Origin of the sequence: Rossellomorea sedimentorum, from assembly GCF_046237645.1 — a bacterium.
Classification (GTDB): domain Bacteria; phylum Bacillota; class Bacilli; order Bacillales; family Bacillaceae_B; genus Rossellomorea; species Rossellomorea sedimentorum.
Map to the genome: position 1 here is coordinate 1,605,920 of NZ_CP143546.1, position 13,122 is coordinate 1,619,041.

General features: G+C 43.0%; 11 protein-coding genes. All 11 read left to right on the forward strand.

Translation table 11 applies throughout. The features are described from left to right. The first annotated feature begins 267 nt into the window (after positions 1-267). Positions 268-1,209: a tRNA (adenosine(37)-N6)-dimethylallyltransferase MiaA gene (miaA, locus tag V1502_RS07765; protein WP_409253787.1), complete on the forward strand. Its 942-nt coding sequence runs from the start codon at positions 268-270 to the stop codon at positions 1,207-1,209. Between the two features lie 39 nt (positions 1,210-1,248). Further along, positions 1,249-1,482 (forward strand): RNA chaperone Hfq, encoded by a 234-nt coding sequence (gene hfq, locus V1502_RS07770; RefSeq protein ID WP_409253788.1) that lies wholly within the window; start codon positions 1,249-1,251, stop codon positions 1,480-1,482. Between the two features lie 465 nt (positions 1,483-1,947). Then, the gene (spoVK, locus tag V1502_RS07775; RefSeq protein ID WP_409253789.1) at positions 1,948-2,898 is read left to right on the forward strand and encodes a stage V sporulation protein K; all 951 of its coding nucleotides are present in this window, start codon (positions 1,948-1,950) and stop codon (positions 2,896-2,898) included. Between the two features lie 122 nt (positions 2,899-3,020). Next, positions 3,021-4,196: a beta-aspartyl-peptidase gene (gene iadA / locus V1502_RS07780; protein ID WP_409253790.1), complete on the forward strand. Its 1,176-nt coding sequence runs from the start codon at positions 3,021-3,023 to the stop codon at positions 4,194-4,196. A 1,646-nt stretch (positions 4,197-5,842) separates the two neighbouring features. Next, positions 5,843-6,733, forward strand: a complete 891-nt coding sequence (locus V1502_RS07785; RefSeq protein WP_409253791.1) for a nitrilase-related carbon-nitrogen hydrolase — start codon at positions 5,843-5,845, stop codon at positions 6,731-6,733. Between the two features lie 119 nt (positions 6,734-6,852). Further along, the gene (locus V1502_RS07790; protein ID WP_409253792.1) at positions 6,853-8,205 is read left to right on the forward strand and encodes an NAD(P)-dependent oxidoreductase; all 1,353 of its coding nucleotides are present in this window, start codon (positions 6,853-6,855) and stop codon (positions 8,203-8,205) included. A 23-nt stretch (positions 8,206-8,228) separates the two neighbouring features. Further along, positions 8,229-9,515, forward strand: coding sequence for an NAD-dependent dihydropyrimidine dehydrogenase subunit PreA (gene preA, locus V1502_RS07795; protein ID WP_409253793.1), 1,287 nt, complete (start codon positions 8,229-8,231; stop codon positions 9,513-9,515). A gap of 13 nt (positions 9,516-9,528) precedes the next feature. Continuing rightward, on the forward strand, positions 9,529-10,956 hold the full coding sequence (hydA, locus tag V1502_RS07800; protein WP_409253794.1) for a dihydropyrimidinase: 1,428 nt from the start codon (positions 9,529-9,531) through the stop codon (positions 10,954-10,956). A gap of 135 nt (positions 10,957-11,091) precedes the next feature. Then, positions 11,092-12,558, forward strand: coding sequence for an NCS1 family transporter (locus V1502_RS07805; RefSeq protein WP_409253795.1), 1,467 nt, complete (start codon positions 11,092-11,094; stop codon positions 12,556-12,558). Between the two features lie 141 nt (positions 12,559-12,699). Then, positions 12,700-12,903, forward strand: a complete 204-nt coding sequence (locus tag V1502_RS07810) for a hypothetical protein (RefSeq protein ID WP_409253796.1) — start codon at positions 12,700-12,702, stop codon at positions 12,901-12,903. A 19-nt stretch (positions 12,904-12,922) separates the two neighbouring features. Further along, entirely contained in the window at positions 12,923-13,102 is a 180-nt protein-coding gene (locus tag V1502_RS07815; protein WP_409253797.1) for a hypothetical protein, read from the forward strand. Positions 13,103-13,122 lie beyond the last annotated feature (20 nt).

Below are 13,122 nucleotides of genomic sequence, written 5' to 3' on the forward strand. Positions count from 1 at the left end.
CGCTCAGATCAAGGCTGAGCGGTTTACTAATACTATAAGGTTTCTCTGTTTTGCAGAAACGGAAGGTACGAAGTGAATTATCACTCCCTATATATACCGCATCGGCCTATCGTTCACTTTGCGAATTTATGTTAAATACCCAATTTTTTTAAACTTTAGGTATAAAAACGCTAATAATGGTTATACTCTTCTGATATGTAACAAATGAATTCTTATGGTACGATAATATGTAAACTTATCCTTTTACATAGAAAGCAGTGAGTCGATTTGAAACAGAAAGAGAAACTCGTCGTACTTATAGGACCTACTGCTGTCGGGAAGACAGCAACCAGCATACATTTGGCTGAAAAATTCAATGGTGAAATCATCAGTGGTGATTCCATGCAGATATATAAATCAATGGATATCGGTACAGCCAAGATAACTGAAGAAGAGATGGAAGGTATCCCTCACCATCTTATTGATATACGCGAACCTGAAGAGAGTTTTTCCGCAGCTGAATTTCAGGACCTAGTCAGGAAAAAAATCTCCGAGATTCACAGCCGTGGAAAGCTACCTATGATAGTAGGCGGAACTGGTTTATATATCCAATCAGTTATGTATGATTATCAATTTACTGAAGCAACCGGTGATGAAAGCTACCGAAGGAAACTTGAAGAGGAAGCTGAGGAACTGGGAAATGAGGAGATCCATAGAAGACTGGAATTGGTCGACCCCAAAGCGGCGTCAACTATCCATCCAAACAACATCAGGAGAGTCATCAGGGCATTGGAAATCCATCATTGTACAGGCAAGACGATGACCGAATCTCAGGAAACTCAGAAAAATGAACTGTTATATGATGTAGCTCTTATCGGGTTAACGATGGATCGAGAGTTATTATATAGCAGAATCAATCTCCGGGTTGATTTAATGATGAAACAGGGGCTTCTCGAAGAAGTAAAATCCTTATATGACAAAGGACTAAGAGATGTTCAATCCATTCAGGCAATAGGCTACAAGGAAATTTATGAGTATCTGGACGGCAAAGTAACGTTGGAAGACGCTGTTGAAACCCTGAAGCAGAACTCCAGGAGGTATGCCAAACGCCAGCTGACATGGTTCCGGAACAAAATGAAGGTAGAGTGGTTTGATATGACAAACACAAGGGAAAACAACAAAAAAATTGAAGAGATATCTGATTTTGTTGCAGGAAAGCTAGGGTTATAGTCGAATAGTTAAGGTAGAGATAGAAGAGGAGGACTTATCATGAAACAAACAATCAATATCCAAGACCAATTTCTTAACCAATTACGAAAAGACAACACGCAAGTCACCGTATTCTTATTGAACGGATTCCAGATCCGCGGACTTGTCAAAGGTTTTGATAACTTTACTGTACTTTTTGAGTCAGAAGGAAAGCAGCAGATGGTATATAAGCATGCGATTTCCACCTTCTCGCCACAGCGAAACGTTCAAATTAATTTTGATGAAGCTCAATAATTCAAATTCAGTGATAAAACACATCAGAACCCGTTCTGGTGTGTTTTTTTATTCGAAAGGCAGGAGAGTACGGAAAAAGGCTATCTTAAGCACAAATAATGTAACTTTTCTTTTCGTACGTGGATCCGCTGCAGAATCGGACTCACCTGCAAATTAGGCTCTTAATGTAGGTAATTGCAGCAAAGTTCCAGCCGGTTATTGAGTATAAAAAGATGGTGGTCCTGGGTCAATACGTTTTTGGTCTCAATTTAACCTATACAATTTATTTAATTATTTCATAACTTTACATAACATAGTTATCGACAAGCTGGTACTTAACCCCAAAATTACTATAAACCAAATTTTAATAATGAATTCATCAACATTTGAATAGGATGATAAGAGAGTTTTTCTAAATGCAAAATAGGCATTTGTCACCGTTAAAAACCTCCAGACGTATACTGTATAGAATGGTGAGGTGAAGAGATGGATCAGCCGATGAGAATGAAGAATAATGGACAAATAAGTATAGTATTGAATTCACATAAACGAAATCCAGTACGTGAGATTAGGAAAGCAGAGGAGCCGGTAAAAGTTTTGCCGCAGGAACACGCTGAACTAAAAGAAATCGAAGCAGAATTGGCTTCATTGGTCGGCATGGAAGATATGAAAAAAATGGTGAAAGAGATTTACGCGTGGATATATGTAAACAAAAAGAGAGAAGAAGCAGGCCTCAAAGCAGGGAAACAAGCTTTACACATGATGTTCAAAGGAAATCCAGGGACCGGGAAGACGACCGTAGCGAGACTAATAGGAAAGTTATTTCATAAAATGAATGTACTATCAAAAGGACATCTGATTGAAGCAGAAAGAGCAGATCTGGTCGGGGAGTACATCGGACATACTGCTCAGAAAACAAGGGATCTCATAAAGAAAGCGATGGGTGGGATTCTGTTTGTGGATGAGGCTTATTCCCTTGGCCGCGGAGGAGAGAAAGATTTTGGAAAGGAAGCCATCGATACCCTTGTTAAACATATGGAAGACAAACAGCACGATTTTATACTTATCCTGGCAGGGTATTCACGTGAGATGGACCAATTTCTAACCCTCAACCCGGGTCTTCACTCGCGTTTTCCTTTAGTATTTCAATTTAAGGATTATTCTGTTGAGCAGTTGATGGAAATTGGCAGAAGGATGCTGACGGAAAAGGAATATGAATTAAGTACAGATGCAGAGAGAAAAATGAGGGATCACCTTTCACAGGTCAAGACCACAATAAGCCCTGCAGCCTTTTCAAATGGAAGGTATGTACGGAACGTGATAGAGAAATCAATCAGGTCCCAGGCAATGCGGCTTCTTATGCATAACTCTTACGACCGGCATGAATTGGTGACCATCCGCAGCAATGATTTGATTTTTCCGGGATCGGAAGGGTAAAAACCGAACTAAGGAATGTTCGGTTTTTTTGTGTTCAATTCTAGAAGATATTAATCTTTGTCAAGGTAGTTAAGGATATGGGATATTAAGATTGGTAATTATTTAAGGAAAGGAGAACCACCATGATTCTGATACAGAATGGAGAAGTCTATGCACCGGACTACTTAGGGAAGAAAGATATATTGATAATTGATGAGAAAATTGGCTTTATTGAAGATGTGATAGAAATTCCTGATGGATTTTTTGCAAAAAAAGTACGAATTATAGATGCACAAGGACAAGCTGTTCTTCCGGGATTCATTGATTCTCATGTCCATATTCTTGGCGGGGGAGGAGAGGGAGGTTACAAAACACGGACTCCTGAAATCCAGCTGACTGATGCGACATTATCAGGAATTACGACTCTTATCGGTGTTATCGGAACGGACGGAACAACGCGGACTATGGCCAGTCTGGTCGCCAAAGCGCGCGGTCTTGATGAAGAAGGAATCACGTGTTATGTTCTTACGGGTTCCTATCAGATACCCGTAAGAACATTAACGGGAAAAATTGAAGACGACCTTCTCCTTGTAGATAAAATTATCGGTACAGGCGAGATAGCGATTGCCGATCACCGTTCCTCTCAGCCGACAGCTGAAGAGTTAGCGCGGATTGCTTCCCAGTCCCGGGTCGGAGGCATACTATCCGGAAAGTCAGGAGTGGTCAATGTTCACCTGGGAGACAGCCGTGACTGTTTAAAATTGATTTATGATGTTATTGAAAATACTGATATCCCGATCAAACAATTTTATCCGACCCACATCAACCGTAATCCTTATTTGTTTGAGGAAGGAATCAAATATGCCTTGAACGGCGGATATGTTGATTTTACTACAAGTACAATTCCTCAGTTTCTTGAAGACGGAGAGGTTGAGTGCGGAAAAGGATTAAAACGTATGATCGACGTAGGAGTGTCCATAGAAAACATTACTTTCACCTCCGATGGACAGGGCAGCTTGCCTGCATTTGATCAGGAAGGAGAATTTAAAGGACTGAAGGTGGCCAAGGTATCCAGTTTGTATGATGCAGTCCGTGATGCTGTCCTTAAAGAGGGGATACCATTGGAAACAGCCATCAAAGTGATTACCTCCAACCCTTCGAAAATTCTGAAACTCCATCAAAAGGGAACCATCGTCGAAGGAAAAGATGCGGACATTGTGCTCGTTGATCAGAAGACCTTGACCATTAATATGGTCCTTGCTAAAGGGAAAGTAATGGTGGAGAACGGAATAGCTGTAGTAAAAGGGACTTTTGAATAGGCACTTTTCGTAAACTTTGCTGCTATTTAATACAAACTTTTTAAAAATTTTCTTAATTAACCAGAAATCCCTGATAAACAAGGAAGAAAAGAGCTAATTCACACTGTTCAGAGAAAAAGCCCTTGTCTCCAAGGAAAAAATCCGGCTCTTTGGATTTTTCCGGGAGCAACAATATATACGAAAACAGCGTTTGAATAAGAGCATTAGTGTTAAAAAAACTTGAGCCGTGTTGGTTCAAGTTTTTTTTGTTTTTTGATAAGAGTGCCCGGCAACAGGATTGGGATTGGAATTGAATTTTTTTATAAGACCAAAAGTAAGAGGGTTTCAAGATTAGGGTGCCTCATGGAAGCTTCATAGGACCAAAAGTAAGAGGATTTTAAGATTAGGGTGCCTCATGAAAGCCTCATAAGACAAAAAGTAAGAGGATTTTAAGATTAGGGTGCCTCATGGAAGCTTGATAGGACCAAAAGTAAGAGGATTTCAAGATTAGGGTGTCTCATGGAAGCCTCATAAGACCAAAAGTAAGTGGATTTAAAGATTAGGGTGTCTCATGGAAGCCTCATAAGACAAAAAGTAAGAGGGTTTCAAGTTTAGGGTGCCTCATGGAAGTTTCATAGGACCAAAAGTAAGAGGGTTTCAAGATTAGGGTGCCTCATGGAAGCTTCATAAGACCAAAAGTAAGAGGATTTTAAGATTAGGGTGTCTCATGGAAGCTTGATAGGACCAAAAGTAAGAGGATTTTAAGATTAGGGTGTCTCATGAAGGCTTCATAGGACCAAAAATAAGAGGATTTCAAGATTAGGGTGTCTCATGGAAGCCTCATAAGACCAAAAGTAAGTCGATTTCGAGATTAGGGTGTCTCATGGAAGCCTCATAAGACCAAAAGTAAGTCGATTTTAAGATTAGGGTGTCTCATGGAAGCCTCATAAGACCAAAAGAAAGTTGTTTTCAAGATTAGGGTGTCTCATGAAGGCTTCATAGGACCAAAAGTAAGTCGATTTTAAGATTAGGGTGTCTCATGAAGGCTTCATAGGACCAAAAGTAAGTCGATTTGAAGATTAGGGTGCCTCATGGAAGCTTCATAAGACCAAAAGTAAGAGGATTTTAAGATTAGGGTGTCTCATGAAGGCTTCATAGGACCAAAAGTAAGAGGATTTTAGGATTTGGAAGCCTCATGGAACCCGTATAAAAACATAAACGGATAAAAGGCATGATGGCAAAAAAATAAACAAGTCAGCTCTATATTAAAAGCTGATCGGGCGGTAAAATCTTTTTTTAGGCACAATATAACATTCATTTTTCTCACCCATACAAGTAAGTATCAAAATATATTATCTCAAAATTGTGAAAAGAGTCGAAAAACCGAAGAATTTTTCTATAAGTTGCAGAGCTTGTTTTACAAATTTCGTAGATTGCCTGTGCTAGGGTAAATATTAAGGACAAACATAGAAAATGATTGTACACATTGACAGTTCAATTAGGGACTTAATCTTACACTATGTATAATGCTTTAGGCAGGAGTACGAGTTAAAATTAAAAATACAAAATATTCAGACTAGTAAACCGAGTGATCAGATAAGCGCTGGAGATGAACCTATATATTTGAAAGCGCTTTCTATAAATAAGTTAATTTAGGGGGAATCGAGATGTCAGATAAGGTGAAAATCGGGCTTATTCAAGCTTCTCACGATGTAGACGGAAGTGAGCCGGTAGAGGTCCATAAAGAAGAAGCTATCAAGAAGCATATTGAGCTGGTTAAGGATGCAGCAAAAAAAGGCGCCCAGATCATCTGCCTTCAGGAAATCTTCTATGGTCCTTACTTTTGCTCTGAACAAAATCCGAAATGGTATGATTCCGCAGAAGAAATACCAAATGGACCAACCACGAGGAGATTTCAGGATTTGGCAAAAGAACTGAATGTAGTCATTGTTCTTCCGATTTATGAAAGAGAAGGAATTGCTACATATTACAATACTGCTGCAGTTATTGATGCAGACGGATCTTACCTTGGGAAATACCGTAAGCAGCATATCCCACATGTAGGAGTTGGAGATAAAGGGTATGGGTTCTGGGAGAAATATTACTTTAAGCCGGGGAATCTTGGATATCCGGTATTTGATACGGCCTATGCAAAAGTCGGAGTGTACATTTGCTATGACCGGCATTTCCCGGAAGGCGCACGCCTGCTCGGTTTGAAAGGTGCTGAAGTCGTCTTTAACCCTTCTGCCACTGTGGCTGGACTTTCTGAGTACCTATGGAAATTGGAGCAGCCTGCGCACGCTGTCGCAAATGGTTATTATTTAGGCGCTATTAACCGTGTCGGATATGAAGGCCCGTGGAATATGGGTGAGTTTTATGGCCAGTCCTACCTTGTCGATCCCCGGGGAAGTTTTGTCTCGGTTGGAAGCAGGGACAGTGATGAAGTGGTGATCGGCGAAATGAATAAGAAATTGATCAGGGAAGTCAGGGATACATGGCAGTTCTACCGTGACCGCAGACCTGAAACGTATAGCGAAATGACTGCGCTGCTTCCTTAATATAGCTTGAAGGCTGACGATTATAAGCTGCTTTAGACAGTTATAACTGTCAGCCATGATTTGTTGAAAAAAACATGTATTCCAAAGCAATTGATCAAAACGGATAGGGGGAAGCCGGTTTGTCTAATAGTCTGTCGTTATTGAATCTCGAAAAAAATTTTCAGGAAGCACATGGAGGATTATCGAGCAGAGAAGCTGTGGAAGAAGCCAATCGATGTTTGTACTGTTACGATGCCCCATGCATTCAAGCGTGTCCAACAGGAATTGATATCCCTTCATTTATCAAAAAGATTGCATCAGGTAATTTGAAAGGTTCTGCCAAGACCATTATGTTTTCGAATCCGGTAGGAGCAAGCTGTTCAAGGGTCTGCCCGACTGAAGAGTTGTGTGAAGGGGCCTGTGTACTCAATCATTCTACCAAACCGATTATGATTGGGGATTTGCAGCGTTATGCAACAGATTGGGCCAGGCATAATGAAGAGGTATTATTTGAAGCGGGAGAACCGAATGGGAAGACAGTTGGAATTATCGGCGGTGGACCGGCCGGTTTATCTGCAGCAAGGGAACTTGCCAGATTTGGTTATGGGGTAACCGTTTATGAAGCAGAAAAAGAGGCAGGAGGATTGAACACATATGGAATAGTATCATTCCGTCTTCCTCAATCGGTTTCATTCTGGGAAGTTGACCAGGTGAAAAGAATGAACGTAGAAATCCGGACGAGTACAAAAGTTGGAAGAGATGTTACGGCAGAGGAATTGGTCAATAAACATGACTTCCTTATCCTCGCAGCCGGAATGGCAAATGTTCCGGATCTAAGGATTGAAGGGGAAGATCTGGAAGGTGTTCATGATGCCATTGAGTTTGTGAAAGCAACCAAGAGCGGTGAGCTTTCAAAAGAGTATATCGGGAAGAAAGTAGTGGTTATTGGGGCCGGTAATACAGCGATTGACGGTGCTACGTGTTCAGTTAGACTGGGAGCGGAGAACGTGAAGATTCTTTACCGTCGTACCCAAGAAGAGATGACAGCCTATGACTTTGAGTACGAATTTGCCAAGCAGGACGGAGTCGAATTCCGTTGGCTGACAGCACCTAAAAAGATTATTGGTGAAGAAGGCAAGGTAACAGGGATTCAGTGCATCAAGATGGAATTGGGAGAACCTGGCGGCGACGGACGCAGAAGGCCGGTTCCCGTGGAAGGGTCTGAATTTATTTTACCTGCGGATGCTGTCATTAAAGCGATCGGACAGACCAGGCATCAATCGCTTATCGAACAATTTGGCCTGAACCACAACGACGGGGTCGTTCAAGTGAACCGGGAAACGTTCCAGACATCAGATCCAAAAATCTTTGCTTGTGGTGACATCGTGTTCGGCAAAGGAGTTGGAGAAGCAATGGTGGTAACAGCAGCCCAGCAAGGTAAACAAGCAGCCCACCATCTTCATCAGCAGCTCGCGAAAGTCCAATTGAATTAATCGTTTTTTGAGGGGGGAATTTTATGGCGAATTTAAATATTGACTTAGCAGGGATTAAATCACCGAATCCTTTTTGGCTGGCATCCGCACCGCCTACGAATTCGGGATATCAAGTCCAGCGGGCTTTTGAAGCAGGATGGGGTGGAGCTGTCTGGAAGACCTTGGGCGAGCCGATCATCAATGTTTCCTCAAGGTTTGCTGCTGTCAGTTTTAACGGACAAAGAGTTGCGGGCTTTAATAATATCGAGTTGATTACAGACCGTCCTTTAGAAGTCAACCTGAAGGAAATCTATGAAACTAAGAAGCGGTTCCCTGACCATGCGATCATCGCTTCTTTAATGGTAGAACCTAAACAGGAAAAATGGCACGAGATCGTCAAGAAAGTAGAAGATGTCAGCGTTGATGGGTTGGAGCTAAACTTTGGCTGTCCGCATGGGATGGCTGAACGGGGGATGGGCTCTGCTTCAGGGCAAGTGCCGGAACTGGTGGAAAAGCAGACCTATTGGGCAAAAGAAGTTGCGACGACCCCTGTAATTGTTAAATTGACACCGAATATTACGGACATTACCGTAACGGCGGAAGCTGCCGTTCGGGGAGGCGCCGATGCAGTCAGTATGATTAATACGATTAACAGTCTTGCCGGGGTGGACCTCGATTCATGGAACACAATACCGCATGTGGCCGGTAAAGGAGCGCATGGAGGCTATTGCGGACCTGCCGTCAAGCCAATATCACTGAATATGGTGGCGGAGTGCGCGCGAAATCCACGGATCAATGTACCGATATCCGGTATGGGGGGTGTATCCAACTGGCAGGATGCAGTTGAATTCATGCTGATGGGAGCGTCTGGTGTGCAGGTTTGTACAGCGGCCATGCACCATGGCTTCCGAATTGTGGAAGACATGATTGATGGACTGAATAATTACCTTGATGAAAAAGGGATTGCATCCGTTCAGGATATCGTTGGCAAATCAGTACCTAGATTTTCTGACTGGGGAAATCTCGATTTGAATTACAGCGTAGTGGCCAAGATTAACACAGATGTCTGCATTAACTGCAATAAATGCCATATAGCATGCGAGGACACTTCACACCAGTGCATCGATATGTTAAAGGATGCCTCTGGAAACAGCTATTTAAAGGTAAGAGAAGAAGACTGTGTAGGATGTAATTTATGTTCGATCGTCTGTCCGGTGGACGGAGCGATTGACATGATCGAAGTGCCGAGCGGCCATATGCCGATGACATGGAATGAACGTCAGGCGGCAGTTGGAAGAGTCGCAGATTGCAGTATTGATACAGTGAAATAATGGAGGTTGGAATATGAAAAAAGTCATTGTAAATGGAACAATTGTGACGGCAACAGATACGTATAGAGCAGACATTCTCGTAGAAGATGGGAGGATTGCTGCAATAGGGAAAAATTTTAACCTGAGTGGTGAAGATACAGAAGTTGTGGACGCCAACGGAAAATATGTTTTCCCGGGTGGAGTCGACCCGCATACCCATTTGGAAATGCCTTTTGGCGGCACAGTGTCCAAGGATGATTTTAAAAGTGGAACCATTGCGGCGGCCTTCGGGGGCACCACTACAGTAATCGATTTTTGTTTAACCAATAAAGGTGAACCGTTACAGAACGCTATTGATACTTGGCACGCAAAGTCGAAAGAAAAAGCGGTGATTGATTACAGTTTCCATTTAATGATTGGAGAGATCAACGAAGAGGTCATGGAACAGCTCCCGGAGGTCATTGATAAAGAGGGCATCACTTCTTTTAAAGTATTCATGGCCTATAAGAATGTTTTCCAGGCTGATGATGAGACCCTCTTTAGAACATTGGTCGCGGCCAAAGAATTGGGAGCACTGGTCATGGTACATGCAGAGAACGGCGATGTCATTGAGTTCTTGACAGAAAAAGCATTAAAAGAAGGCAACACGGATCCGATTTATCATGCGCTGACAAGGCCTCCTGAACTTGAAGGGGAGGCGACCGGGAGAGCTGCGAAACTAACAGGCCTGGCAGATTCCCAGCTTTATGTAGTGCATGTGTCATGTGCAGAAGCCGTTGAGCAGATCGCGTCTGCCAGAAGCAGGGGTCTCAATGTCTGGGGAGAGACATGCCCTCAGTATTTGGTGCTGGACAAATCCTATCTTGAAAGACCGAACTTTGAGGGAGCAAAATATGTGTGGTCCCCGCCGCTGCGTGAGAAATGGCATCAGGAGGTTTTATGGAATGCGCTGAAGAGCGGTCAGCTGCAAACATTAGGATCTGATCAGTGTTCATTCGATTTTAATGGCCAGAAGAGTTTAGGAAAAGGCGATTTTACTAAAATTCCGAATGGCGGCCCGATCATTGAGGACCGTGTATCTATATTATTTTCTGAAGGAGTGGACAAAGGGAGGATTTCGCTAAACCAGTTTGTTGACATCATGTCGACGCGAAGCGCAAAACTCTTTGGGCTTTACCCTAAAAAAGGGACCATCGCAGTTGGATCGGATGCTGACCTTGTTATCTTTGATCCGAATGCAGAGAGAGTCATTTCTGCTGAAACCCATCACATGGCAGCAGATTATAATCCATTTGAAGGGATGAAGGTGAAGGGTGAGCCGGTTTCTGTGTTGTCTCGAGGAGAATATGTTGTCAAAGACAAGCAATTCGTCGGCGAGCTGGGGAAAGGAAAGTATGTGAAAAGAGCGAGATACGGTGTTCAATTGGAAGAGAGCGAGACGCTGCAATCCGCCAAGTCCTGACAGTCTGTCCTAATTTAAGCTGAATTCCAGAACAGCTCCTGCAAGAGAACTGAAAGTTGACGCCTTCCAGTTCCCTTGCCTCTCTTGAAAGTTAGGTTTTGCCATTCGAAGCAAAAAAATAGGGGAGTGTTCAATGTGAAAAAAAGCTATTTGAAGTCACCTGATTTATTGCCGATCAAAGAAAGTGACAGAAAAGTAACAAAGCTTGGCTATTCATTTATGTGGGTAGGGATGGTCGTTGTGCTTGCCACTTTCGCCATCGGGGGTGCGGGTGTTATGTCCCTGCCTCTGCCAATGGTTGTGCTGGCAACGATTATAGGTTCCCTTGCCATCGGGTTCTTCATTACCTTGACCGGGGACATCGGTGTCGAGCATGGTTTATCCTTTCCAGTGTATATGAGGGCTCCGTTCGGAACGATCGGCACCCATATTCCTTCCATCACCCGTGGATTGGCAGCCTCAATGTGGTTTGGGATCAACACCTTTTTTGGTGCCACTGCCATGAACGGAATCCTCAACATTTTATTTGGTTTTGATAATTGGTTTGTCTGTTTCTTGATTTTTGCTGTACTGCAGTTGGTTAATACGGCGCTTGGAATTAAAGCTGTGGAAAGATTCGCCGATCTTGCAGCACCGGTCATCATTTTAATTTCTGTCTGGATGTATTCATCACTATCTGATTCGGCTGCAGCACAGGGAAGGGACATTTGGAGCTGGGTGGAAAGCCCGGTAACAGGCGGTGCGGCGTTTACAGCATTCCTCGTGGTCATCTTCAGTAATATGGGGTTCTGGGCTACGCTTGCTGCCGATATCCCTTCCATTTCAAGGTTCATGAAAGCGCCGAAAAATGAAAAAAATTGGTTCAAGCGAAACCGCAGTTCCATCATCGGTAATTTAGTTGCCCTTCCGATTACTCAGGCGTTCATGGTGTTGATTGGGGCAGTATCTTATATTGCCGTGCTGAATTATGACCCGGTCATTGCCCTTCAGGAAGCGGCAAGTGGTTTCATTTTGGGAGTCCTTCTATTAATGATCGTGTTGGCGCAATGGTCTACCAATATCGCGGCTAACATCGTCCCGGCTGCAACCATTTTTTCAAATGTGGGCGGACCAAAGTTTCCATTCTGGGCCGGTGTCATTACGGCAGGGATTTGCGGAACCGTTGTCCAGCCTTGGAACTTATTTGGCGTCATCATTCCTGTCCTGCTGTTTGTCGGGGGAATCTTATCGGCAATCGTCGGGATTCTCGTTTCAGATTACTATTTTATCAGAAAGCGCAGGGTGAACGTGCCAGACCTTTACGAAGAAAACGGACAATTCAAGTACATGAACGGCATTAATTTGGCAGGTTTCATTTCCTGGATCCTGGGTGGTGTCGCTTCGTATTTCGTTCCGAATTTCTCATTCCTGGTCGGCTTTGGAGTAGGAGCCTTATGTTACTATGTGCTGGCCAAGTTCTGGTGGTTCAAAAAGTATGAACAATCCGAACTATTGAATCCAAGCGACGACCTGTATTTAGGCATCTCAGTCGGACGTGATTGGGAGATTGAAGTGGAACCTGAACCGGTGGTGGAAGAAATTCCTGCTGTAAAGGGAGTTTGATAGATCACCGTCTCGATCGGCCTTGTTCCAGCTCTTCAAGGTGGTATGTGGAAGTCGCCTGGTGGGGTAATAAATAGTTACCTGCCAGGCAAAAAAATCAAAACACAAATCAAAAAGATTCTTGAACGAAAGGGTGTCTCTATGTCGGAATATCAAGAATTTTTAAGTGAAAGAGATAAAATAGATTACTTGATACAAGAGGGCTATAGGATTGAAAAGGTGAGTGAAAATTTAAGTGGAGCATTTGTGTTGTTCACCAATCCTGCGGAGAAGAAGAGCACCACCCTTCATGTAAAAACCGCCAATGCCCGCAAATATTTTTCAAATTTATTGATACAAGGCTGAGGAAAAAGGGGGGAGTTGGATGAAAGACCTGCACAATTCAGAAAGTAGCAGTTTTGAAGTGAGGGAAGAACCACAGCATGACTTCTTCAAAACAACAGAAGAATTGGTGGAATGGGTAATGAAGTTCTTGACTGCTGATCATTTTCCAGATGGATGGATTGAAGAGGTTTATTTCACGATTCCCCATATCGAAGAGTAAGGGTTGGTTTTACCAATCCT

Bases quoted from the DNA above. Each gene is read 5' to 3' on its own strand.
- hfq (WP_409253788.1), top strand. From the start codon at position 1,249: ATGAAACAAACAATCAATATCCAAGACCAATTTCTTAACCAATTACGA.
- spoVK (WP_409253789.1), top strand. From the start codon at position 1,948: ATGGATCAGCCGATGAGAATGAAGAATAATGGACAAATAAGTATAGTA.
- iadA (WP_409253790.1), top strand. From the start codon at position 3,021: ATGATTCTGATACAGAATGGAGAAGTCTATGCACCGGACTACTTAGGG.
- V1502_RS07785 (WP_409253791.1), top strand. From the start codon at position 5,843: ATGTCAGATAAGGTGAAAATCGGGCTTATTCAAGCTTCTCACGATGTA.
- preA (WP_409253793.1), top strand. From the start codon at position 8,229: ATGGCGAATTTAAATATTGACTTAGCAGGGATTAAATCACCGAATCCT.
- hydA (WP_409253794.1), top strand. From the start codon at position 9,529: ATGAAAAAAGTCATTGTAAATGGAACAATTGTGACGGCAACAGATACG.
- V1502_RS07810 (WP_409253796.1), top strand. From the start codon at position 12,700: ATGTCGGAATATCAAGAATTTTTAAGTGAAAGAGATAAAATAGATTAC.
- V1502_RS07815 (WP_409253797.1), top strand. From the start codon at position 12,923: ATGAAAGACCTGCACAATTCAGAAAGTAGCAGTTTTGAAGTGAGGGAA.